Here is a 24561-nt window from a genome sequence, read left to right on the forward strand (position 1 = left end):
GGAGGTATCATTATGGGTCACCATCACGACCACGGAGACGGACATGGGCATCATCATCACGGTAAAGGCGCTAGCAAACGGGCCTTACTCGTTTCCTTCATCATCATTACCTTATTTTTGATCGTAGAAGTCATCGGTGGTTTTATCACCAATAGTTTGGCATTACTCTCAGATGCCGGGCACATGCTAAGCGACGCATCAGCCCTTCTACTAAGCCTGGTAGCGATACACATTGCAGCTCGTCCGCCGACAGCCAAGCGAACTTTTGGCATGCACCGCTTTGAAATTTTGGCGGCTCTTATAAATGGGGTCACCCTCGTCGTGATTTCGCTGTTCATTTTTTGGGAAGGGTATCAGCGTCTCTTTGATCCGCCACAAGTTGCAAGCGGGAAAATGATCATCATCGCGACGATCGGCTTGTTGGCAAATATCGCCGCTGCTTTCGTTCTCATGCGCGGCGACTATAAAGATAATGTGAATGTACGCAGCGCATTTCTCCACGTACTCGGTGATCTTCTTGGTTCGGTTGGTGCCATCGTGGGTGGGATCCTCATGTGGTCATTCGGCTGGTACATTGCCGATCCGCTCATCAGTATTGTCGTTGCCGTCTTGATCATGCTTAGCGCATGGCGTGTCACCAAAGAATCCGTCAATATTTTGCTAGAGAGCACACCATCCCGTATCGACTCGACACAGGTAGAAAATAGACTGAAACGGCTATCTGGCGTAACGATGGTACACGATCTGCATATTTGGACGGTCACATCTGGATTCGACTCCCTCACCTGCCACTTGATCGTGGAAGACGGTTTGCCTAGTTATCCCGTTTTGAATGAAGCGCTCGAACTTCTCCAACGTGAATTCGGGATTACCCATGCCACCATCCAAATCGAAAATTCAAGCGTTCTTCACGAAGAACTCACATGCCAGAGCAGTTCAAATGAGCACAACCATAAGGATGAGCGCCACAGTTGCGGCGACCATGCCCATTAACGTTATCTCCGCCGTCTGATTCATACTGTTATGACCGTTTTTGAATTCAACAAACGTCAGCGCCAAATCCAGATCAAGGATTTGGCGCTTTTTGGTCCCTTTGCGTTATTTCAAATGGTTATTTACGTAGGTTGGCAAGTGAAAAGAGGACATGAAAACGTCGGGAGTAATGTATTTGGTCGTTTGTCCGGGCAATCGGCTCAGATTCGCCTGCAACGGGTCCCATTTTTTTGACGCAATGGTAAAACTCCAGATACCTCCTGCAAACGATGGAATAGTAAACAGGTACACACGAACGATCGGAAAGAGTTTTTTCAAATTACGATAGGTGTCCTTGAGAATATGACCGTAGTAAAAAGGAGAGCCAGACTGAAAAACGACAATACCCTCTTCATTTAAAGATTGGATGACTTGATCGTAAAACGCAGGTTTATACAAAACCTGGGCGGGACCGTACGGGTCAGCACGGTCAACAAGCAAGACGTCATAGAGCTCTTTTTGCTCTTTCAACCATACTGGTCCATCCTGATAAATCAACTGGACACGTTGATCCTGCATCTCCTTCCAGTCATTAGGAAACCACTGGCGGCATATTTCTACTACCCGCTCGTCAATTTCTACTACATTTACCAGCTCTACCTCTTGATATTTCAATATTTCCCGTGCTGCTCCACCATTTCCTCCACCGATGATAGCTACCTTTTTCGGAGACGGGTGTGTGACAAGAGGCACGTGGACAATCATTTCGTTATAGATAAAGCCATCCTTTGCCGTTACTTGCGGTGCGTCATCTAATACCAGCATTCGGCCAAATCCCTTGTTCTCCGCGATGCTGATACCTTGATATTTTGATTGCTCATAATGAAGCAAGGCGCTTATTTTATAAGCCATCTCTACATCCAACTCCACAACCTCGTCATTCAACCACAATTCCTCTTCATTTTTTTCATAACCGATTAACGATTCCCGATATTTCACGGTCATGTCCCCTTCATATTGATGATTGATTCTAAAACAGTATGCAGTTACAACAGTGGAAGTGCATCCTGTCAAAAGGCAAAAAAAACATCCCCTGCAGCATGTGCAGGAGATGATATACCTCTCATTATTAATCTTCCATCGTAGACAGGTCGCCCGTTGGCAATCCCAGCTCCCACGCCTTCAAAACGCGGCGCATGATTTTTCCTGAACGAGTTTTTGGCAGTTTGTCGCGGAATTCGATTTCGCGTGGGGCAGCATGGGCAGCCAGTCCTTCTTTGACAAACTTGCGGATATCTTCCATCAAGGCTTCACTTGGTTCGTGGCCTGCACGCAGTGAGATGAATGCCTTAATAATTTCCCCGCGAAGAGGATCAGGCTTGCCGATGACACCCGCTTCTGCTACGGCTGGATGCTCAACCAGCTTACTTTCGACTTCAAATGGCCCCACACGCTCGCCGGACGTATTAATAACGTCATCAATGCGTCCTTGGAACCAGAAGTAGCCTTCTTCATCCTTGTAGGCTGAGTCACCCGACACGTACCAGCCTGGGATGCTAAAGTACTCTGCGTATTTCGCTGGATTGTTCCAGATTTTTCTCATCATGGCAGGCCATCCGACACGGATCGCCAGATTACCCATACGGTTAGGCGGGAGCTCATTGCCTTGATCGTCAATGATCGCTGCGTGAATACCAGGGACTGGTTTTCCCATCGAGCCTGGCTTGATTGCCATGCTGCGGAAGTTGGAGATCAGTTGTCCTCCCGTTTCCGTCATCCACCAGTTGTCGTGAATTCGATGATTGAACACTCTTAGTCCCCAATAAACAACTTCCGGATTCAACGGCTCGCCGACACTCAGCACGTGACGCAGGCTGGACAGGTCGAATTGTTTGACTACTTCATCCCCAGCGCCCATCAACATGCGGAACGCCGTCGGTGCGCTGTACCAGACGCTTACTTTATATTTTTCAATCGTTTTATACCAATCTTCAGGTGTGAAACGTCCGCCTCGGACTACGTTGGTCACCCCGTTTAGCCACGGGGAGAAAATACCATACGCGGTACCTGTTACCCAGCCTGGGTCAGCGGTGCACCAGTAAATATCGTCTTCTTGTAAATCCAATACCCATTTGCCCGTTTGATAATGCTGGATCATGACATTATGAACATGCAGTACACCTTTTGGCTTTCCTGTTGATCCAGAGGTATAGTGCAGGATCATTCCGTCTTCCCTGTCCACCCACTCGATATCGAGTTCAGACGAAGCCTCTGCCATTGCTGCGTCGAAGCTCACTTCTCCCTCTTTCAGCTCATCTTTCGCCCCTACCAAAATGACGTGCTTTAGAGCCGGAAGTTCACTGACAGGAATACGTGGCAAGAGAGACGGGATCGTCACGATCGCTACTGCTTCACTGTCAGACAACCGGTCGCGAACAGCTGCTTCCATGAAAGCTTCGAACAACGGACCCACGATAGCCCCCACTTTTAGTGTACCTAAAACGCTTACATATAGCTCCGGGGTACGCGGCATGAACACAAATACGCGATCGCCTTTTGCGATGCCAAGACTGCGCAGCACATTCCCGAATTTGTTGGATAACTCACTCAACTCGGCATACGTATAGGACTCTTCTCTGGTCAAATCACTGTACAAGAGTGCTGTCTTGTCTTTGCGATCGGTCAACACATGACGGTCAATCGCTTCATAGGCCATATTTACTTTACCGGTTTCGTACCAGGTAAACTGCTTCTCAACATCAGCCCAATCAAAATTGGCGTAGGTTTCATCATAATTTTGCAGGTTAAACCGGCCTTCGGTTGCCGGAATTTTTTCTACGTTCATACAATCACTCTCCCAATACATCTTATTATATCTTTTACACCGCAACATTCATAATATTTCTGCACTTCCTGCAAAATTCCTTCTGCCAAAAACCTACTTATTCAGATTGAATAAAAATCTAGTATAATGGACGTTGCTCACAAAATAAAACAAAGGAGATGGCAAACTACAATGACATGGATATTGATAGCTGTTGCTGTCACTTTGCTTTTTCTTCGTGCTTATCGCAATACATTCGACGTCCATACTCAATATGTAACGATTCCGCTTCAAACATCTGAGCGGCTACAAGATACGATTGACTGGGAACCGCTTTCTGTTTTGCACCTTTCTGATTTGCACATGGAAAATTTATCGGTAGACGCGAAGTACATTGTCGATCAGTTCTCCACTCAGCGATTAGATATGATTGCCATTACCGGCGATCTTCTCGATCGACAAAAAAATATACCGAAAGCAGTTGCTTATGTAAAAACGGTCATGAGCTTGCAGCCATCGCTGGGGACGTTCGTCGTTTTTGGAAATCATGACTATGTACTGGCCCCGACTAAGCTAGCTGAGTTGAAATCCGAGCTGGAGCGAATTGGCTGCCGAGTGCTCATTAATGAACATGTAACCCTCGATCATCAAGGCCAGTCCCTACACGTAATTGGCGTGGATGATTTCGCGACGCGTCGCAGCCAACTGGCTAAGTCGTTTCAGCATGTACCTGAAACGGGAGCAAGATTGGTTTTAACCCATGATCCCAATCTCGTATTGCAAATGAAAGATTACCCTTACGATTATTTGCTGTCCGGCCATTTTCACGGCGGTCAAATTCACTGGCCACGCCCGTTTCATTTGGCGAAGATGGGCAAGCTGCCAAAATTAAATATGGTAAAAGGATTACATGAAGTAGACGGGAGACCCTTTTATATCAGTGAAGGACTCGGTCAGACGGGCGTAAATATTCGTTTGCGTTCCCGGCCAGAAATGACCTTGCATACGTTAGGAGACGCCCGCTTGACAGGCCCTGCTTGTGAGCACCATACACTTTCTCCTGCATTGCAAGAGTCAGCCGCCACACTTGCCATGGAGTAAGGTATAATAGCCTTACTCTATTTTTTTTGTGCGTAGGACGGAGGTTTTGAATGGATAGGTGGATCAAAGATGTAGAAAAAATTCGTCAGGTAACCGGCTTGCCGATTGAATGTTTTCAAACGTCCGATAGAAACGTAGAAAAGCTCCAAACTGAGCAGGAAGAAAAAGGCTGGGAACTGATTATCCATACGCAGGAAAACGGCGTTGTCTGGGTTGTCATGATTGAATCGATTCACTGGCACGCGTCTGCTCGCGCTTTGCTCAGCCTCTTTTTTACCCAGCCTGACGAGAAAACATCCTTATCCGATCAACTTGTGCTGTGGTTAAAAGGAATTGCTTCCGGGAATCCAATCGCTATGCCCCACCGCTTGGAACAGCGTTGGCCTTGGCGGGAAGAACGTGCCTGCTTTTTACTTGAGAGATCCCGGATTGACAGCACCTTTGAATGGAGCTCTCTGCAGCCTCTCTTGCATGACTTTTTTAAAGGCAATCAGGTTGCAAGTCCTTCGCTTACCTTTGTCCCATTGAATCACTCCTATCTTTTCCTAATCGTCCCTCTCTCTATGCTGGGAAATCAATGCGAAAAAGAAGACCTGCTTGAATGGGCTTCTGGCATGCATGACCTGATAATGACTGAATGGATGGAAAACGTCCGGCTTCTTGTAGGAGTGGCAATTTCCACACCGATCATCCTGGACAAAACGCTCAAACAACTTTTGTCACTTTCCCACGCCCTGCAGCAGTACCGCCCTCGCACGATGGTTGCAGGCAGCTGGTTGTATCCTTTAGAACGCTGGGCAGCGTCTCTTCCACCTGATGCTTCAGCTACTATTTCGGCACACATCCACTCGCTGGTCCCCATTCCTGCCTTAAACGGGGAACAACTCGAAACATTGGAGACGCTGTTTTCTCGTCAGCTGAATGTGAGCGAAACGGCTCGCAAGCTCTATCTTCATCGCAATACCCTGTTGTATCGCCTCGACAAGCTGACAGAGCTGACCGGTTTAGATCCACGTCTTTTTCCTGATGCAGTGCTTTTGCAGCTCTATCTCCTCTTTCATCAAAATTAACCAAACATTTTGTACAATCTGACTATAGAGTGAATTCGTGTGGCTTGGTACGATTCTCCTATACATTCATCGAACCCGCTCTCTTCATTTAAAAACGGAGGTGCCAGCCAAAATGGCAAAAGTGACCCTAAACCACATCTACAAGCGATATGGGAATAATGTGACAGCCGTTGACGATTTTCATTTGGATATTCATGATCGCGAGTTTCTCGTTTTGGTAGGGCCATCCGGCTGTGGAAAATCCACGACCTTACGGATGATTGCTGGACTGGAGGAAATATCCGAAGGCGATATGTACATAGGGGAGCGGCGTGTAAACGATGTTGCTCCCAAGGATCGAGATATCGCGATGGTTTTCCAAAGCTACGCTCTCTACCCTCATATGAATGTTTATGAGAACATGGCGTTCGGTTTGAAATTGCGCAAATTTTCAAAGTCAGAGATTGAAAATCGAATCCAGGAAGCTGCTCGTATTTTGGATATTTCGCATTTGCTTGATCGCAAGCCCAAAGCTCTCTCCGGTGGACAGCGTCAGCGCGTGGCTTTAGGTCGAGCGATCGTACGCGAGCCACAAGTATTCTTGATGGATGAACCGCTATCCAATTTGGATGCCAAACTGCGTGTTCAGATGCGTACGGAAATCCTGAAACTGCACCAGCGCTTGAACACGACGATCATTTATGTCACGCATGACCAGACCGAAGCGATGACGATGGGTGACCGGATCGTCGTGATGAAAGACGGCTTGATCCAACAAGTCGCCACGCCTACGGAAATCTACAACAATCCGGTCAACCTGTTTGTTGCCAGCTTTATCGGTTCTCCTGCGATGAATTTTGTCAAAGGAACCGTCACAAGTAATGGCGATTCACTCGTCTTTGAAGCGCCGAATATTCATATCCGCTTTCCTGAAGACAAGGCCAAGGTATTGCGTGAAAAGGGCTATCAAAATAAGCCTGCGATTTTCGGAATTCGCCCAGAAGATATTTACAGCGATTCTACCTTTTTAGAAGCGAATCCGTTCGAAAGCTTCCTGCACGCCGAGGTCGATGTAGTGGAAAATATGGGCTCTGAGCTGTATGTCTATTTTAATAATATTGGCAATGTCCAAATGGTGGCTCGAGTCGATTCCCGGGAAGGCTTGAAGCCAAAAATGTCCGTCAAGCTGGGGATGGATCTTTCCAAATGTCATCTATTTGACAGCGAGACGGAACTGGCTGTATTCTAATAGCGAAGTGAAAAGGAATGTCTTTTCCGACATTCCTTTTCTTCTTTTTTTGTTGGGAAAAATGACCCCGACTTTATAGCTGAATCGAGCAAGTATAGAGAGAAAGAGTGGAGAGAAAAAAATGGATTATCAGATCGTCTTTTTTGATATCGACGGTACGTTGCTGAATACCAAGCATGTCATTCCACCAGCAACCGTCGACGCCATCTCACAGCTAAAGCAAAGCGGTGTAAAGGTGGCCATCGCTACTGGCCGTTCTCCTTACCACCTGATGCCGATCGCCGAGCAGCTAGGCATTTACACTTTCGTAAGCTTCAATGGTTCCTATGTGATGAGTGAGGGCTCGTTCATACATCATACCCCTTTGGCAAAGGAAACATTAGCTCGTTTGGAAACCATGGCTGACAGCAACAATCATCCGATGGTCTTCCTCGGTGCAGATACTTGCTTTGCCAATGCGTACAATCATCCGCATGTGATTGAATCATTCAACTCTTTGCAATTGCCGCCCCCAGATCACCGTCACGGCTACTGGAAGGAAGTACCGATTTATCAGGCCTTTTTGTATTGCAGTGAGCAAGATGAGCAACCGTATGTTGGACGTTTCAACGAGGTCTCTTATATTCGCTGGCATAAGCACGTACTCGACGTCCTGCCCCCAAATGGCTCTAAAGCAAAAGGCATTGAAGCACTACTGCGCCACTTTGATATTCCAGCAGCAAAGGCTGTAGCATTTGGAGATGGATTAAATGATAAGGAAATGCTCTCCTACGTAGGAATGGGAGTAGCTATGGGCAATGCCCATAACGAGCTGAAGCCATTTGCTGATATGATTACTCGTCACGTCAATGATGGTGGAATCCATCACGGACTGTTACAGCTTGGATTGATCTAGATGGAAGGAAGAGAGTAATTACATGTCTTGGGAATGGTTTAACATCATTGGCACGGTGGCGTTTGTAGTGAGTGGCGCTATCATCGCCATGGAAGAGGAATATGACATCTTGGGCGTAATCGTTCTCGGAATGGCAACCGCTTTTGGCGGCGGAATCATGCGCAATATCCTTCTGGGTATACCTCTTACCTCATTTTGGAATCAGGGAACATTATTTACGATTGCCCTTGTGACGATGCTTATTGTCTTTATTCTTCCCCATAAATACCTCGGTTACTGGAATCGGTGGGGAATGTTTTTTGATGCCGTTGGTCTCTCTGCTTTTGCCATTCAAGGCGCGATGTATGCTACGAAAATGAATTACCCGCTCAGTGCTACCATAGTCGCCGCAGTACTTACAGGAATTGGCGGGGGAATTATCAGGGATGTACTGGCAGGTCGCAAACCACTCGTTTTTAAAGAAGAAATTTATGCTGTTTGGGCGATTGTTACAGGCATAGTGGTCGCGCTCAAATGGGCTACTACCGTCAGTGAGCTGTACTCCCTGTTTATGGCCATCGTTCTGTGCCGGATGATCTCGGTCTACCGCGGCTGGAAGCTTCCTCGCCGCTCTCTTCGTCCGGTGCCTGCTGCCCCTGCAAATAATCGAATGTAAGCTTTTTCCTTCATAATCACTCTCTCCATGTGCACGCTATAACCATAAGCACTGGAGGGAGTGATTTTTTTTGCGGGTCTTGCCTCCGATCGTCGTTGCCATCGCTTTGGTCGGACTAGTCGTCGTTCCTTATCGTATCCATCAAAATGCTGAGCAAGAAATGCGCGAGCCTCATCCGAAAGTCACGTCTATTGGTTCGTCTATCCCACGTATCAACTACATCGAGCAAGCAAGGGACATCCGTCGCGGGCTGGAAGGAAAGAGCCATATCAAGACCCTTCACCACAATCCACGTGACCGCAGCCACTATGTGGAGCATGAAGTCGTCGTGCGCTTCTCTCCTCGTCCCGAGCAAAAAAAGATTGATCAGTTGGTAGCTTCTCTGGATGCCAAGATCAAACGCGACTTTGACAAGTTCCTGATCATCAAATCAAAGAGCCTGACTACGGAACAATTGATGAAAAGGCTGGCTGAACACCCTGATTCTGCGTACGCCGAACCGAATTATCTCCTCCTGCCAAACCGTAAACCAAATGATACCTACTACAGTGAGTACCAATGGAATCTCCCATTAATTGGTATGGAACAGAGTTGGGACATCAGCGAAGGCAGCAGCGATGTCATTGTTGCCGTGGTGGATACAGGCGTTGATATGGATCACCCCGAATTTGCTGGCAAGCTCGTAGAAGGTTACAACGTGTTGGATGACAACAATAAGCCACAGGACGATAACGGACATGGTACGCACGTCTCTGGGGTCATCGCTGCGAAAACGAATAATAAGGATGGCATCGCCGGAATGACCTGGAAAAGCAAACTGATGCCTGTCAAAGCAATAGGAGCAGATGGCTCTGGATCTGCGGTAGATATCGCCCAAGGGATTTACTGGGCTACCGATCACGGAGCAGATGTGATTAATCTGAGTGTGGGTAACTACACCTCCTCTGCGGCTTTGAAAGAAGCTTGCCAGTATGCTTTTGAAAAAAATGTGGTTCTCGTAGCTGCCTCCGGAAATGACGCAAGTGATCAGCCGAGCTATCCTGCTGCCTATGATCAAGTCCTCTCTGTTGCAGCCGTCGATCATCGCAAAGAACGAGCCGACTTTTCCAACTTTGGTGATCATATCGATGTCTCTGCACCCGGAGTAGATATTCCGAGCACCTACATTTACAGTGATTATGCCTCCCTGTCAGGTACCTCGATGGCGTGTCCGCATGTAGCGGCATTGGCTGCTCTCGTACGCTCCGTTCATCCCGGCATGAACAATCGTGATGTGATGGAAGTGATCCGTAAATCTGCCGTTGATCTCGGCCCCCCTGGTCACGATCAGTTGTATGGATATGGCATGATTGATGTGAATCAGACACTGCACCAGATCCGTCCGGTTGAGCCCGCCCAGGTAGAGCAGCCCAAACCACAAACAGTTGGCGGTTTGTTTCACAAGTTTTTGCTGCGTCTTCGCCATGGCTTCCAGTAGCGTTTTCAAAATGTATGAGTCACTGGTGGAATTTTCCAGAGACTAGGAGGATCGGATATGAAAGCATGTATTGTATTTGCCCAAGAAGGAAAAGACAGCTTCTGCCACGTAATCCTGTCTCGCGTGACTCAGTCACTGGAAAAGGAGCAGATTACGTACGAACTTCGCGATCTATACCAGATGAACTTTCAACCTGTATTTACTGCCGAAGATATGCAGCGAGTAGAGCAGGGTACCAGCTCAGATGATATTCAATCTGAGCAAACAATCATCACAGATGCTGATCTTCTCGTTATGATTTACCCCGTATGGTGGTGGTCCGCTCCAGCCATTCTCAAAGGATATATCGACCGTGTTTTTACCAATGGCTTTGCCTTTCGCTACGGCTCTGATGGTCCAGTCGGCCAGTTGACGAATAAACAAGCCATCGTCTTCACCACGACACGCGAATCAGCAGAGAGAATGGCCGCAACCGGGCTTGATTCCGTAATAAAAAAACAAATTGTCGATGGAACCCTGCAATTTATGGGCTTTGATGTCACCTACCAAAATTTTGCCGCCGTTCCTTATGTAGATGACGCAGCCCGTAGGAACATGCTAAGCCAAGTCGAAACCATCATAGCGGGTATTCGTCAGCCAATTGGGGTATAAAGAAAAAAGCACAGGCATTTATGCCTGTGCTCGTTCATTTTGCATTCGTTTTTTAGTAATGTAATCTGTTTCATAATATTGCAGATCATCACGCATTTGCTCAAACACTTTTGACAAAGAAAGGGTCAGTTGTTGCAACTCAGGGGTCACCTGCTTGCGGAAAATGATAGCGTCTTGGCCAGTGTAAGAATAACGGCCGTCTTCATCGTAAACCTCGCCTTTTGGATAGTAGAAGTTATTGATACAGGTATGATACACCTGGTACAGTACTTCCTCGGCAAACTCCTCGTTAAATCGTGCTCGGCGCAGGGATACCCCCAGCCTTTCGTACGCATTTTCACAGTAGACCAGCAAATGGCGCAGGTCAGAAAGGTAGTTGCGGTAGTAGGATTCAAACTCTTCCGGATCGCCTGATGCTGTAACGAGACCGGATAATGTAACCTGGTTTAAATAACGTTCCACTTCCATGCTAACCTTTTTCAACTTGGTATACGTCTCTTCACACAATTGTTTCAGATGAGCTGCTGACATAATGTCCCCCTTGCGTTGAAGAATCTGCATTTTATAAATAAGTATAAAGGAAAGATTCTTTATAACACAAGCGTTTCTTTTTATGCAAAAGTTGTCTATACGATCGTAGTTTCACTCACAGATACCGTTTTTTTCCGGTTTTGAATCAAGTAAATAACATAAGATGCGAACAATCCCAGTAGAGTCATAAAGCCTAAAACGGTGAGATCTTCACTGACAGAAGAGAGTCCATGCCCTTTGGTAAGAATTTCTCTCACGCCATCTAAAAAGTAGGTAAGTGGTAATGATTTTCCGATCGCAGCGATAACAGTTGGCATCGACATAAAAGGCCACGTGAAGCCTGATAGCATAAATGATGGTACAGCAATCATCATCGCAATTTGAGTGGCTTGAAGCTGGTCGCTTGAGAAGAAGGAGATCATATACCCGATTGAGAGAACCGCCAAATTAAAGGCACTAGCAACAATCATTAGGTCAATTGTACTTCCATAATAAGGAATCCCAAACCCTTTTAAGAGCAGAGTGAAGCCAAGGAACATATTCAGTGTCCCAGCCATGAAATATGGGAGCAGTTTACTCAACGTGATGGCAAAAAAGCTATTAGATGCCATCGTCTCTCTCCATGTGCCGGCCTCTTTTTGCTGCGTAACGGAAAGGGCGATCCCCAGGAACAAGACTTGTTGCAGCACTGTCCCTGCAAGACCGAACACCATAAACGACAAGTAGCTGAAAGTAGGATTATACAAGACCCGGTAGCGGTAGTCGATCCCGGTAAAGAGGTTTTTCCCCTCTTCCCCCCAACTTCCTTGTGCCTCCAGCTTCTTGAGCGTCGCTCCTCCAGAAACAGTCTTTACCACTGTACTGGCTGTTCGTACCGCTGTATTGGAAATCATCATGTTGCTGCCGTCAATTACGGTCAGCACCTCTGCCCCCCGTCCCGCTTTTACGTTTTTTTCCAAATCAGCAGGTATGATCAGGGCAACATTTGCTTCCCCTTTGTCGACGAGCTGCATCGCTTCCTCCTCGGTTCCTACAATCGAGGTAATCCGAAAGGTCTGATCGACTTCAAAGGCTCGATACAGTTCTCGGCTGAGCTCGGTTTGGTCTGCATCGACAAGCACGGTTGGGATTTCCATTACTTTTTTCTCACTATAGAGAAAGCCGAACAACGTTAAATATATGAGAGGGACAATGAAGATAACATTACGAATTGTTTTATTGGTAAAAAGATTTCTCCATTCATTCCAAAAAAGTCGGGGAAAATTACTCACCGCTACCAGCCCCTTCGATCTTCCACTCTACCGTAAGTCCAGGGCGTAATTCTGTATCGGAGACTAAAAGTTTCACTTGGAAGGAGCGAATGTCACGATCCCCTAACTCTTGCGTCGCTTTTTTCACAGCAAAATCGGCAGCAGGCGCAATCGTAACCACTTTGGCGTCCACGTCCCGTTTCAGTGCGGGTACGTACAGCTTCACAGCATCGCCTGTCTTGATTGCAGCTAGTGTATACTCGTTCACATAAAACTTCACATAGTTGTCTGCTTTTGTTTGGATCGTCACGACAGTGAAGCCTTGGGCCACTAGCTCGCCTTTTTGAACAGAAACCGATTTGACGATCCCATCGACTGGAGCAGTCAGCTTTGTGTTGTTCAGATAGGCATCTATCTCTGCCAATGCTCCTTTTGCTTGTTGGACTCCTGCTTCAGCCGATTTTACATCCAATTGCTTCAATCCTACTTGACCGCGGGCTGCTACCGCTTGGTCATAAGCTGCCTTTGCCTGATCCAGCTGTGCCTGGGAAGCGTCGATTTGTTCGCGGCGAGAACCGGATTGAGCCATTTTCAGTTGCTCATTGGCTGCCTTTAGTTCTGCCTGTGCTTTGTCAGATTGCATTTTGGCCTCTTCCACTTTCACTAGTGGAACGGCTCCTTCAACTAGTAGCTTTTGCATCCGCTCCAAATTTGTTTGTGCAATCTGATTGGATGTTTCAGCCGCTTGGAGCTTTGCTTTTAACTGGGCGATTTCCTCTGCACGCGCTCCGTTCTTGTTTGCATCCAGCCCCGCCTTGGCAGCATTGACTACAGCTTGTGCCTGATCCACTTGGGCACTGCTTGAGCTATCGGTTAGGGAAACACCCTTTTTCGCTTGCTCCAGCTTGACCTGGGCGAGATGGTAGGCAGCCTCAGCCTGTTCCTTTTTTGCCAACAATTCCTCACTGTTTAAGGTCGCGACGAGCTGTCCTGCCTTTACTTCGGCTCCCTCAGTGAGCGAGATTTGGTCGATTGAACCGCCCATTTTAAAGGAAAGATCCACTTCTGTTCCCTCAATGACACCTGCCATTTTGGTGGTACTCTGACCGGTTACGCTGCCCACACCCGGTCCAAACAAAATCGTTCCCAGTACTGTAATACCGACTGCAAAGCCGGCCACCCCGATCCATGCACGTTTATTCATCTTTCATTCTCCTCTTGTTATCACGAAAATCGACTATCCGATTTCCTTTTCTATTTATGGTCTTGTAAAATCCCCGCTAATAAATATTGCAATGTCTTTCTGCCTACTTCACTGTTTACAGGCTCTTTGCGGAACTGCTTGCGAAGCACAGTAAATCCAATCATTCCGAACAAGGCTGAAGCGAGCGTACGAATCTCTGCATCTGCTCTGATGTAGCCTTTTTGCTGCAAATCCGTCATATAGGCTTCCATTGTAGAAAAGTAACCGGTCAACAGCTTCCCGACCATCTGATCGCGCTGCTCGTCACCGGTGAAAAAGCTAAGCAGAAGAAAACATAATTCTTGATTCTCGGAAAAGAAGCGAAGATGCTCATCCAACACACTAATCATGCGATCCTCTAAAGAAAGCTCTTCCTTTTGCATCACGCTGTCCACATGATAAATCAGCATCTTCACGCCTTTTTCGATCACGTAAAGAAATAGCTCTTCTTTGGTTGCAAAGTGATAATACAGCGTCCCTTTTGCCACCTGAGCCACTTCTGCGATCGTATCCATCGAAGTTTCGCTAAATCCGTATTGCGCAAAAGCAGTTAATGCTCCTTGTGCTATCTGGTCTTTTTTTGATGAGGCCATCACTTCCATCCCCTTTACAGATTTTGAACTGACTAGTCAGTACAAAAATAGTTTATTTCTCCTTCCTAGTTTTGTCAAGTGGTCAGAAACATAAAAAAAGACCGCTACACAGCGATCTTCTTTCTATTCTCCAACGATCTGACGATAAGTTTCTTGTGTTGCTGGCATAGGCTGCACACCCAACTGTTCCTTTAATTTCGTTGTACATTTCTCATACCAGCGTATTGCTTGCGCACGGTTGTTCAACCGGAAATAAGCAATCATGAGCAACCTGTATGCCTCTTCCCAGCAGTCATCCACCCGCAAGATCGCCTCACACCAGCGAATCGTTCCCTCCACGTGATTGGTTTGCAGTCTGCTTTTTGCCAAGCGTTCCGCTCCGCGCAGGAACAAGCCCTGCAGGCGTTCCCTCTCTTCTACGCACCAATCCTCATAGCGACACTCAGGCATGTAGTCCCCTTGGTAATACCCCAGTCCTTTTTCCAGAAGTACTACAGACTGCAGCTGATCCTCTTCTGCGAGCCCCAGCGTCACAAGCTTCTCGAACTCTTCTACGTCAATATGGTAACCAGAAGCGAGATTAAATCCGTATGAACTGCTATGCCGCTGAATAAAAAATGTATCTGCTCGCGCGGCACGATCAGGCTCCAATGCCTTGTTGAGGGCATTCAGCGCTACCTTGAAGTCGCGAATCGCTGACTCCTCGTCAGACTCAGGCCACAAGCAGTTCATAATTTCCTCACGTGCCAGGAGATGCTGTCGCTTTGTCAATAGCAATTGAAACAACAGCTTAGCTGTTCCTCGCTGCCATGCCTTTTCGCTGAGCTCCCGTTCTCCCAGCCATACCCGAAACTTGCCCAACGTCTGAATGCGCAAGGTATAGCCCGGGTGGAACGTCACATTTTGCAAACCCAGGTCATTTAGCAACTGCGAGACATAGTCTGGGAACACTTGCCTACGCTGGGCTTCGATCAAGACAGGCATCAACTGCTGTACATCATGAGGCGTTAGCATGGTCGGACGTTGCAGCAGGAAATGGTACTCACCTGACTGCATTAGTGACATGGCCTGGGTCACAGCAGGTACGAATGACTCCCATTGCTTGTTGCGATAGGCTAAAAAGCTGAGCCACAATTGACAAATCACCACTCCGTAGCTGTCGCCGCAATGACTGAGACGCTTCTCGCAATCTTCAAAAGCAGCCTGCGCCTCGTTTTCCTTGCCATATGTAGCATACGCGATGCCGATTGCGACACGAACGAGACTGCCTAGCCAGTCGTCCCGCATGGCCTCTGTCTCTTTTATCCCTCGTCTACCGTATTGGAGGGCTTGTTCCAACGATTTCTCTCTTGCATAAAGCAGCGTCAGTCCTAGCAAAGTCTCGGACTTGCCACGTGTGGATTGAAGCTCCTCCATCATCTGCAAGCCTTTTTCATACAGCTTTCGGATCTCATCTGAAGGTAATTCTTGACTGATTAAGGCCGCATGAGCTTTTCGCACGTACCCGTTCGCCTCAACAAACGGGGAGTTTGCAGCCCGTCCAAGCTGTATTGCCGTCTCCGCTGCCTTCATGCCGCGCTCCCACTCTCCATTCAAGGCATAAACAAAAGAAAGCAAGAGAGAGGTTTCCCGATAAGACCTGGTCAGTGGTGGCTTTTTGGTCTGCTCTATACGCCACTTGTTTTCTAGCAGCTGAATGGACGACTGCAAACGGCCAGTCCGAAACAACAGCCGAGATTCTAGCTCCACCTCTGTTTCCTGTTCGAGCTCCTGACTACGCCGGTACCATTCTGCCGCCTGTATCGCATCACCGCGATTCGTATAAATCTCTGCGAGCAAACGATACAGGCGAGGGGCCATTTCGCTTTCCTGTTCGGCAGGGGGCAGCAATTGGATCGCCCGCTTCAATAACTCCTCAGCTCTAACGCCCTGTACGCTATCGAGATGAACCCGAGCCATTCCTTCCAGCCCGCGACATTGCCCGATTTGATCCTGCTTTTGTTCGCAAAGCGCAAGAAAATGCTCATACGACCCAAACGCTTTGAAATAAAGACAGCGGTACCGCTCAACTTCTCCCTGGTAATACCAGAGCCAATGCTCTTTTTCTTTTATCGGTTCAGGTATGACCGTTACCCATCCGTACAAAAAGTCGAGTCTTCCCGCTGTCAGCAGACGCTCTGCCGCCAGGTAAAGCCACTCTGCAAGCACTTCCCACTGTTCAATCAATCGCAAGCGATCAAAAGCCTTACCCTCTTCCCCCCTCCGACGGTGCCAAATGGCCGCATCCATGTTCACCTGAAGACAGATGTCCGTATGGGTAGCCAGTTTACTGGACAAAAGTCGTTGAAACAAAGGATGAAAGGAATAGACGCCTTCGCTGTTTACGGTGAGAAACAGATTGGATCGCTCAGCTTTTGCCAAGAGATTGATCCCTTCTTCCCCCAGTACCTGCTCGCAATCCTCCTTGACGAACTGTTCAAGCACAGCCGCCCCCAATAAAAACTGCTGCATCCGGGGATCAAGCTTTATCCATACTTGTGCTTCTAATACATGCATCAAGGACGATAAGTCGCGAAGGCAATCGGAAACAGAGGTCCCACGCATCACTCTTTCGCCAAAGGAGCGCAAGGCGGTAATCCACCCTGCCGCTACCTGTTCAATCCGTTCCCACTCTTCTGGAGTCAAGGTGACGTCATATTGATCCAAATAAAGGGCTTCACATTCTTCCCATGTAAATACGAGGTCGTCTTCCGTCAGCTCGAGACATTCTCCGCGTACGGACAGCAACTCCAGGTCAGGCCACTCGGGACGAGCCCGAGACAACATAATCAGCTTGACCTGTTGTGGCAGTTGACCTGCCAATCCTTGGACAAAGCAATCCACTTCGCTGCCGCTATCAATCTGGTGATAGTCATCCAGTACAATAAGCTGCTCCGTTTGGATGAGCAAGCATTCTCTGACGAACAGCTCTGCCATGCGTTGCCAATCCAATTGTACCTCTTGCCCATCATGATGTTCCGTCCTATCCAGCAAATCCAGAAGCGCTTGACCAAAATGCGGATTCACCCTCCGCATACTTTCCACAAGGCAACGCAAAAACGCTTGGAATCCGTTGTCCTCCTCACGAACGAAATACCAACTCGCTGCAAGCCCTGCATCGTGCAAAAAAGTAGCCATCGCTGTCGTTTTGCCATAACCGATCCCTGCATGCACCAGACATAATGGAGCATGGTGAATCAGGCGCAGTTTTTTGGCCAGCGATGGTCGTCTCAGCACATAAGGTTTTTGCCTGGGAGGTGTTATTTTGGAAATAGGGATCTGGGATGAATTCATAGCTTGCACTCCTTGCCGTTCTCCTCTACACTCTTTTGAACTATTTCCCCATTTCAGCCTTTTTTCCTGCCATTCGCATCCAGCAAAAAGCCCACCCGGGCATCCAGGTGGGACTTATCAGTCGATGAGATTGACTCCTTTTACAGTGTAACCGATGTCATTGATCAGCACTTGAAACTCCTCATCGCGAACAGGTTCCCCGCGCACGATCCGTGAATGAAGATCCGAGATTTTGTCGTAAATAGCACCGTTTGTAGAAACGTACATGATAGTAAAGCGTGATTCGGTTTGCAATCTGGCCCTCATCCTGTCCACCACACGTTTTTGCAAGGAGTCAGGATGGCCATTGTCCACACGTACAATTTTTCCTGGCGTATATGGAATCGATGGTCTTGGGTTGACTTCATCCACTTTCGGCGTATCGATGGGTAAGACCCCGACCAGCAAGGTATCTTTATAAGCTAATACTTTAATGTCTACTACTCCCGGTATGTTCTCTGCGTGACGTTCGAGCAGAGACACCAGATGCGGCTCTCTATTGTGCACCATTTTCTGACTGATCATGGCGGCTGGTCCTTTGTCCATACCTACGTTGTCATTTTGATAATTGATCCCGAAGGACTCAAATTTTGCCTGGTTGCCATTCATATCCTCGCTACCCTGTTCCTTGTTTGGCGAACACCCCGTAATGAAGCTCGCCACCAGAAAGGAAACGGATAACCCCAATCCGATTCGTTTCACTGAAAAAACACCTCCTTGCCGTTAGTTTGGTGTGCAGAAGGTGTTCTTACTCAAAAATCTACGTCCTAAATACTTACAGTAGAAGAGTTAAAACGCTACTTAACTCCTCTACCTTTCGACCTAATTTCAAATTGTTACAAAAATGAAACCATATTGCTCCAAAAAACCGTTACAATAGACATGCAACGACGATATTTGCAATTTGATTTGCAATTTGAAAGAGGCGGAGAACCATGAAAAAATTAATACCTTTTCTTATCCTGGCACTTATTTTAAGCATGATTCCTCAAGGTGGGAGTTCCGCCAACACCTCTGCCATTCAATTAGGAAGTGATGTTCTCTTTGATCAATTCCATCAAGTGATTGAAGGCAAAAAAGTGGGACTCGTTACTAACCAAACAGGTGTCAACAGTCAAGGCTCGAGTACGATTGACTTGTTGCGACGGGATCGCACTGTTACTCTGACTGCCCTGTTCGCGCCTGAGCACGGATTGGACGGAAAAGCAGCTGCCGGCAAACAGGTTACCAGTCAAATTCATCCCGTCTACGCTATCCCTGTCTACAGCTTGTATGGTTCGACCAGGATGCCCACCAAAGAAATGCTAGCCAATGTAGATGTGCTGCTCGTCGATTTGCAAGATATTGGCTCGCGTACATACACATACGTATCAACCTTGCAGTACTCGATGACGGCAGCCAAACAGCAAAATAAACCGGTCATCGTCCTCGATCGCCCTAATCCTGTTGGAGGTACGATTGTTGACGGGCCTGTGCTAGAGAACTCTTATCGCTCCTTTATCGGTGTCGATACGCTTCCGATGGCGCATGGGATGACCATTGGCGAGCTTTCCTTGTACTTCAATCGGAATATTGGCGTCGATCTTACCGTAATACCAATGCAAGGATACACACGCAACATGATTTATCAAGATACGGGACTTGGCTGGATCCAAAGCTCTCCACATATTCCTGATCTGGCCGCGGTCTTTGGCTACATGGCCACAGGTTTGGGTGAGGGTACCGGAATCAAGCAAGCAGACAACTTTACATGGATCGGCGGAGAAGGAATCGATTCTATCAAATACGCTGACTTGTTGAATGGAAGCTTGTTGCCTGGGGTTGTATTCTTGCCTGAAAACAAAGAAACAGCGGGTGGGGTTCGCTTGCAAATTACCGACCCCCATACCTTTAATCCAGCCAAAACAGGGATTTACGCTTTGTCGTACGCCAGACAACTGAGTCATTTTCCCGTTCCGAAAAGTACAGATCAAAAAGTTACGATGTTTGACTTAGTAATGGGTACGAACAAGGTCGGACAACTGCTGGAGCAAAATCGCGGTCCTCAAGAGATCGAGGCATCCTATGCTGAAACGCTTTCGAAATTTAAAGGACTGCGCCAGACATTTCTGATCTATGGAGAAGAACCTTTCCAACCGATTATTCCGATCCATAATAAACCGGTCGTTCCACCTGCTCCGGCGTCACCTCAACCCACGACGCCACCAACAGCAAAGCCTGAAGCAACGACACCACCGCAAACAAAGCCTGCACCGGGCAATTCAGGAAGCAGTGGCACTACGGTTAAACCACCGGCAAAACCACCTGCACCTGTACCGGCACCAAAGCCAGCGCCAAAGCCTGTCCCTGATCCAACTGGCACAGACAAGGTGGCCTATCTCACGTTTGATGACGGGCCGTCTCCAATCACACCTTTGGTTCTGGACACATTGAAAAAGCATCAAGTCAAAGCGACCTTCTTTATTGTTGGTCGAAATGTACCCGGCAATGAAGCCATTCTGAAGCGGATCATCAGCGAAGGTCACGCTGTCGGCGGTCATACGTACTCCCATGATTATCGGGTTGCGTACAAGAGCAAAGATGCCTTTTTCGCAGATTTGGAAAAAGGGAACCAACTGATTGAGAAGGCTACAGGGGTGAAGCCAACCGTCTTCCGCTATCCTGGCGGCAGTACGAATTCCGTCAGTCTAAAGTATCAAGACCCAAAGCTCTACAACGAGCAGCAGCCAGTCATGAAAGCAATCAAGGAAGAAGCGAATAAACGGGGATACATCTTTATAGACTGGAATGTGACCAACGGAGATGCCCGGAGCAATCATTACACCGCAGCGGGAGCTCTCGCCAATATCAAACAACAGGTGAAGTCCCAAAAAGAGATCGTGATTCTCATGCACGACGCCAGTACCAAGGCACCAACAGCCCAAGCACTGCCCGAAGTGATTTCTTTCTTAAAAGCAAAGGGGTATCGCTTTGACGTGATCACGTCTGAGCATCCTACTGTTTCAACCGTAAAGTAAACAGGAGAAAGCCCGCTCATGGTCGTTGTAGCCGATTGAGCGGGCTTTGTTTTGCAAAAGCGAATCGTTATTGTGTAGCAAGAACTTCGTAGCGCAAGCGAAGTTCTCTTTTTAATATTTTCCCACTGGGGTTGCGCGGTAAATTGTCCGTGATCACCACATACTTGGGAGCCTTGAATGAAGACAGACGATCTTTGCAAAAAGCGAGCAGCTCCTCACAGGTCAATGTCTCGTTTGCCTTTGGCACCACAACCGCCGTAACCGCTTCTATCCAGTATGGATGCGGAATTCCGATTACGGCAACCTCTGATACCTTGGGATGCTGATAAATCAGCTCCTCTACTTCTCTGCTCGCGACGTTTTCTCCGCCCGATTTAATCATGTCTTTTTTCCGGTCTACGACGGTAATAAAGCCTTCGTTATCCATAATCCCTAAGTCCCCGCTATGGAACCAGCCGCCATTGAAAGCAGCCCTCGTTTTTTCTTCATCGCGGAAATAGCCAAGCATCGCATGGCTGGTACGGTGAACGATTTCTCCGACGCAGCCGCGAGGTACTTCCTTGCCTTCATCATCGACGATTTTGGTTTCTACATTCAGCGCAGGCTTTCCAGCAGAGCCCGCCTTTCTGATCTGCTCTGCCGGCTTTAATACGGTTGCGAGTGGAGCCACCTCCGTCTGACCGTAGAAGTTGTAAAACTGCGCATCTGGCAGACGCTGATTCAGCTCTTTCAAAACCTCCACAGGCATGATGGCAGCCCCGTAGTAGCATTTTTTCAGTGAGGTCAAATTCCGTGATGAGAACGCTGGCGAACGCAAGAGGGCTATCCAGACAGTCGGCGGACAAAACAGTTGAGTCGCTTTGTACGTCTCTACCGACTGAAGCATCAGGTCAGGGGTCGCCTGTTCCAGAATAATCCCACTTCCCCCCAAATACACATACGGTCCTAAGAAGCAATGCAATTGCGCGCTGTGGAACAGTGGAAGCGCATGGATCGCGACATCGTCTTCACTCATATTTCCCTCGATAATGGTACTGACGTATTCGGAGATAATACTCTTGTGCGTCAACATGACCCCTTTTGGCTTTGACTCCGTTCCGCTCGTATACAAAATCTGAGCCACGTCGTCATCTGCAAGCTCCACTTCTGGTTCCCCATCATTCGCATGCGCGATCATCTCACGAAATGGGATCCATTCCCCATCTGGAACAGCCGGTCTGGAGATGAGCGACAACAACCTCGGAATGATTCCTGCTTGCTGGATTGCTTCTCGGGCAATGGGCAGGAACTCAGGCGATACAAAGCAGGCGCTGACTTCGGAATGACCCATAATATACGCTACGTCTTCTTTGTTCAACATGAAATTGATAGGCACCAGGACAACACCCGCTCTAGCTGAAGCGAAGGTCAGAATGGCAAAATCCATGGAATTGCGCGATAACAGGGCTACGCGTTCGCCTTTTTGCAAACCCTTTTCCAAAAGGACATGTGCCGTCTGGTTAACCATCTGATCGAATTGACAGTATGTAAGAACCTCTTCCTCGAACTGCAAGGCAATCTTATCTGGAAACCGCCCATGACTTCGTCGCAGAATATCGCCTAGCGTATTTCTCCTCACCCGTTGGGATTCGATCATGTGCCTGCCTCCCTTGGAAAGCGTTTACAGCTATTATACAACAATTATCTATATAATGCGTATTTTCTGATATTTTTGCACAAAAAAAACGACAGCTTCCTCTGCATTTTTTGAAGCTGTCGCGGGCCCCCCAAGAATCAATCGAGTCCCTACGTAAAGCATATATCATATTGTCGTGTGCATCGACCTTGGTTCTTCTGGATTTTGAGGAAAAAAAAGGGTCAGTCTCTATCCGACGGAACGGTCGTTGTCATGTAAACAAAAACGACCTCCTGTAAATAAATAGGAGGTCGGTGCGTTCTCATATAGTAATAGAATATGGCGGAGGGAGCAGGATTCGAACCCGCGTGAGCTTGCACTCTAACGGTTTTCAAGACCGCCCCGTTATGACCACTTCGGTATCCCTCCGCGTTTCAATTCAACAATGATTACTATAGCATAGGTCATCGGTTGTTTGCAAGAGTCATTCTACTTTTATTTTGTCCTAACGCTTTACGACCACCAGTTTCAGCTCTGTTAATTCCTCCATCGCGTACTTGACGCCTTCTCTGCCCATACCGCTCTCTTTTACCCCGCCGTATGGCATGTGGTCCACACGAAATGTTGGAATGTCGTTGATGATTACTCCCCCGACTTGCAGCTCGTCAGCAGCTTGCAGAGCCAGTCCTAAATGGTTCGTATACACCCCTGCCTGTAATCCGTATCGGGAGTCATTCACCAGCTTGATGCCATGCTGAACGGACTCAATGGGGTTGATCAGGACGACTGGACCAAACACCTCCTGACAGGAGACCTTGGCATCTGCCGGCACACCTGTCAACACGGTCGGCTGCAGCATGCGTCCCATGACCTTGCCTCCGCACTCTACTCGAGCACCCTGCTGTTTCGCCTCTTCAATCCAGTCTAATGCACGCTGGGTTTCTGCTGGATGAATCATCGCAGAATAATCTGCATCCTCAGAGAGAGAATCCCCTCCCCGCAGCGTGAGAGCTTCGGCGACAAATCGACGGACAAACTCTCCGTACAGCTCTTGTACCACATAAATCCTCTGTACGGAAATGCACACCTGGCCAGAGTAGGCAAATGCCCCGAAAATACAGCGTGGAATCACTTCACTTAGCTGTACGTCACGATCTACGATTACGGCAGAATTCGATCCCAGCTCCAGCGTCACTCGCTTCAAGCCTGCCCGATTGCGGATATCCATCCCAACTGCCGGACTACCGGTAAAGGTCACGGCTCTAACCCGGGGATCTGTAACCAATTGATCACCTACGACTGCTCCGCTGCCCGTCACCACATTAAAAGCACCAGCTGGCATACCCGCTTGTTCTGCCAGCTCTGCGAGAAACAAAGCGCTGAGCGGGGTTTGCGAGGCGGGCTTGAGGACAACCGTATTCCCTGCGGCTAATGCCGGGCCAACTTTATGAGCTACCAGATTCATAGGGAAATTAAACGGGGTGATAGCTCCGACTACCCCCAGCGGCTCACGAACGGTATAAGCGATACGTCCTTCTCCCCCAATCGCCGCATCAAGTGGAACCGTTTCTCCGTGCAGACGCTTTGCTTCCTCAGCAGCGAACTTGTACGTTTGGATCGTACGAATGACCTCACCGCGCGCCGTCTTGATCGGCTTTCCCGCTTCTACCGCGATGATCCTAGCCGCTTCTTCCAGTCTTTCATTCATCAGAATCGAAATCTTTTCTAACAGAACAGCCCGTTGGTAGGCAGGCAGCCGACGTATCACAGAAGTCGCGTCCTCGGCAGCAGCAATTGCTTTTTGTACGGTATGTGTATCTGCTTGGGGAATCTGGGCAATCTCCTGGCCGCTATAGGGTGAGTAGAGCGGTGAATACTCGGCACAAGTTACCCACTCTCCCCCGATATAGCATGCTTTTTTCATAGCCAACGCCTCCGTCCATGAGCGAAATGGAGTTGCATCTCTCCTCCAAGACATTCTCCAAACTGCCCAAGCCTCCTTGCCATTTTCTGTCGATGGCGTAGAAAAAGAAATCGACCCGGCGTCGACAATTAATGACGCGGGTC

19 protein-coding genes and 1 tRNA gene are annotated in these 24561 nt (G+C 48.1%); 9 read left to right on the forward strand and 11 right to left on the reverse strand.

Annotated features, from left to right (window positions below; all coding sequences use genetic code 11):
• The first annotated feature begins 12 nt into the window (after nucleotides 1–12).
• Nucleotides 13–993, forward strand: a complete 981-nt coding sequence (locus ACIFQN_RS13450) for a cation diffusion facilitator family transporter (protein ID WP_429833539.1) — start codon at nucleotides 13–15, stop codon at nucleotides 991–993.
• Nucleotides 994–1098: 105 nt separating this feature from the next.
• Here the strand turns inward: ACIFQN_RS13450 and speE are convergent, their stop codons facing one another.
• A complete protein-coding gene (speE, locus tag ACIFQN_RS13455; protein ID WP_429833540.1) occupies nucleotides 1099–1971 on the reverse strand; it encodes a polyamine aminopropyltransferase in 873 nt (290 codons plus the stop codon).
• Between the two features lie 130 nt (nucleotides 1972–2101).
• A complete protein-coding gene (acsA, locus tag ACIFQN_RS13460) occupies nucleotides 2102–3817 on the reverse strand; it encodes an acetate--CoA ligase (RefSeq protein ID WP_429833541.1) in 1716 nt (571 codons plus the stop codon).
• 171 nt (nucleotides 3818–3988) lie between these two features.
• Here acsA and ACIFQN_RS13465 point away from each other — a divergent pair, with 171 nt between their 5' ends.
• The 7 genes from ACIFQN_RS13465 to ACIFQN_RS13495 all read left to right on the forward strand — a co-directional run bounded on the left by ACIFQN_RS13465 (nucleotide 3989) and on the right by ACIFQN_RS13495 (nucleotide 10873).
• Nucleotides 3989–4897, forward strand: a complete 909-nt coding sequence (locus ACIFQN_RS13465; RefSeq protein ID WP_429833542.1) for a metallophosphoesterase — start codon at nucleotides 3989–3991, stop codon at nucleotides 4895–4897.
• 50 nt (nucleotides 4898–4947) lie between these two features.
• The gene (locus ACIFQN_RS13470) at nucleotides 4948–5967 is read left to right on the forward strand and encodes a PucR family transcriptional regulator (RefSeq protein WP_429833543.1); all 1020 of its coding nucleotides are present in this window, start codon (nucleotides 4948–4950) and stop codon (nucleotides 5965–5967) included.
• A gap of 112 nt (nucleotides 5968–6079) precedes the next feature.
• A complete protein-coding gene (locus ACIFQN_RS13475) occupies nucleotides 6080–7195 on the forward strand; it encodes an ABC transporter ATP-binding protein (RefSeq protein ID WP_429833544.1) in 1116 nt (371 codons plus the stop codon).
• 121 nt (nucleotides 7196–7316) lie between these two features.
• Complete coding sequence (locus tag ACIFQN_RS13480) at nucleotides 7317–8090, forward strand: Cof-type HAD-IIB family hydrolase (RefSeq protein ID WP_429833545.1); 774 nt, start codon at nucleotides 7317–7319, stop codon at nucleotides 8088–8090.
• Nucleotides 8091–8112: 22 nt separating this feature from the next.
• Nucleotides 8113–8745 (forward strand): trimeric intracellular cation channel family protein, encoded by a 633-nt coding sequence (locus ACIFQN_RS13485; RefSeq protein ID WP_429833546.1) that lies wholly within the window; start codon nucleotides 8113–8115, stop codon nucleotides 8743–8745.
• A gap of 70 nt (nucleotides 8746–8815) precedes the next feature.
• Complete coding sequence (locus ACIFQN_RS13490; RefSeq protein WP_429833547.1) at nucleotides 8816–10222, forward strand: S8 family peptidase; 1407 nt, start codon at nucleotides 8816–8818, stop codon at nucleotides 10220–10222.
• Nucleotides 10223–10279: 57 nt separating this feature from the next.
• A complete protein-coding gene (locus ACIFQN_RS13495) occupies nucleotides 10280–10873 on the forward strand; it encodes an NAD(P)H-dependent oxidoreductase (protein ID WP_429833548.1) in 594 nt (197 codons plus the stop codon).
• A gap of 18 nt (nucleotides 10874–10891) precedes the next feature.
• Here ACIFQN_RS13495 and ACIFQN_RS13500 read toward each other — a convergent pair whose 3' ends face one another.
• The 6 genes from ACIFQN_RS13500 to ACIFQN_RS13525 form a co-directional block, all read right to left on the reverse strand.
• A complete protein-coding gene (locus ACIFQN_RS13500; RefSeq protein WP_429833549.1) occupies nucleotides 10892–11404 on the reverse strand; it encodes a YpuI family protein in 513 nt (170 codons plus the stop codon).
• 95 nt (nucleotides 11405–11499) lie between these two features.
• Nucleotides 11500–12675 (reverse strand): ABC transporter permease, encoded by a 1176-nt coding sequence (locus tag ACIFQN_RS13505; protein WP_429833550.1) that lies wholly within the window; start codon nucleotides 12673–12675, stop codon nucleotides 11500–11502.
• Entirely contained in the window at nucleotides 12668–13858 is a 1191-nt protein-coding gene (locus ACIFQN_RS13510) for an HlyD family secretion protein (protein WP_429833551.1), read from the reverse strand. Before ACIFQN_RS13510 ends, ACIFQN_RS13505 begins: the two co-directional genes overlap by 8 nt.
• A gap of 50 nt (nucleotides 13859–13908) precedes the next feature.
• Nucleotides 13909–14490: a TetR/AcrR family transcriptional regulator gene (locus ACIFQN_RS13515; protein WP_429833552.1), complete on the reverse strand. Its 582-nt coding sequence runs from the start codon at nucleotides 14488–14490 to the stop codon at nucleotides 13909–13911.
• A 123-nt stretch (nucleotides 14491–14613) separates the two neighbouring features.
• Nucleotides 14614–17823, reverse strand: coding sequence for a BTAD domain-containing putative transcriptional regulator (locus tag ACIFQN_RS13520; protein WP_429833553.1), 3210 nt, complete (start codon nucleotides 17821–17823; stop codon nucleotides 14614–14616).
• 117 nt (nucleotides 17824–17940) lie between these two features.
• Entirely contained in the window at nucleotides 17941–18564 is a 624-nt protein-coding gene (locus ACIFQN_RS13525; RefSeq protein WP_429833554.1) for a sporulation protein, read from the reverse strand.
• Nucleotides 18565–18797: 233 nt separating this feature from the next.
• On the opposite strand from ACIFQN_RS13525, the gene ACIFQN_RS13530 reads away from it, so the two are divergent.
• On the forward strand, nucleotides 18798–20879 hold the full coding sequence (locus tag ACIFQN_RS13530) for an exo-beta-N-acetylmuramidase NamZ domain-containing protein (RefSeq protein WP_429833555.1): 2082 nt from the start codon (nucleotides 18798–18800) through the stop codon (nucleotides 20877–20879).
• A 67-nt stretch (nucleotides 20880–20946) separates the two neighbouring features.
• Here the strand turns inward: ACIFQN_RS13530 and ACIFQN_RS13535 are convergent, their stop codons facing one another.
• From ACIFQN_RS13535 to ACIFQN_RS13545, 3 genes are all read right to left on the reverse strand, one after another.
• On the reverse strand, nucleotides 20947–22515 hold the full coding sequence (locus ACIFQN_RS13535; RefSeq protein ID WP_429833556.1) for an acyl-CoA synthetase: 1569 nt from the start codon (nucleotides 22513–22515) through the stop codon (nucleotides 20947–20949).
• 319 nt (nucleotides 22516–22834) lie between these two features.
• Nucleotides 22835–22923, reverse strand: a tRNA-Ser gene (locus tag ACIFQN_RS13540).
• Nucleotides 22924–22999: 76 nt separating this feature from the next.
• Entirely contained in the window at nucleotides 23000–24418 is a 1419-nt protein-coding gene (locus ACIFQN_RS13545; protein WP_429833557.1) for an aldehyde dehydrogenase family protein, read from the reverse strand.
• Nucleotides 24419–24561 lie beyond the last annotated feature (143 nt).

The sequence above is a fragment of the Brevibacillus sp. NRS-1366 genome (assembly GCF_050467985.1).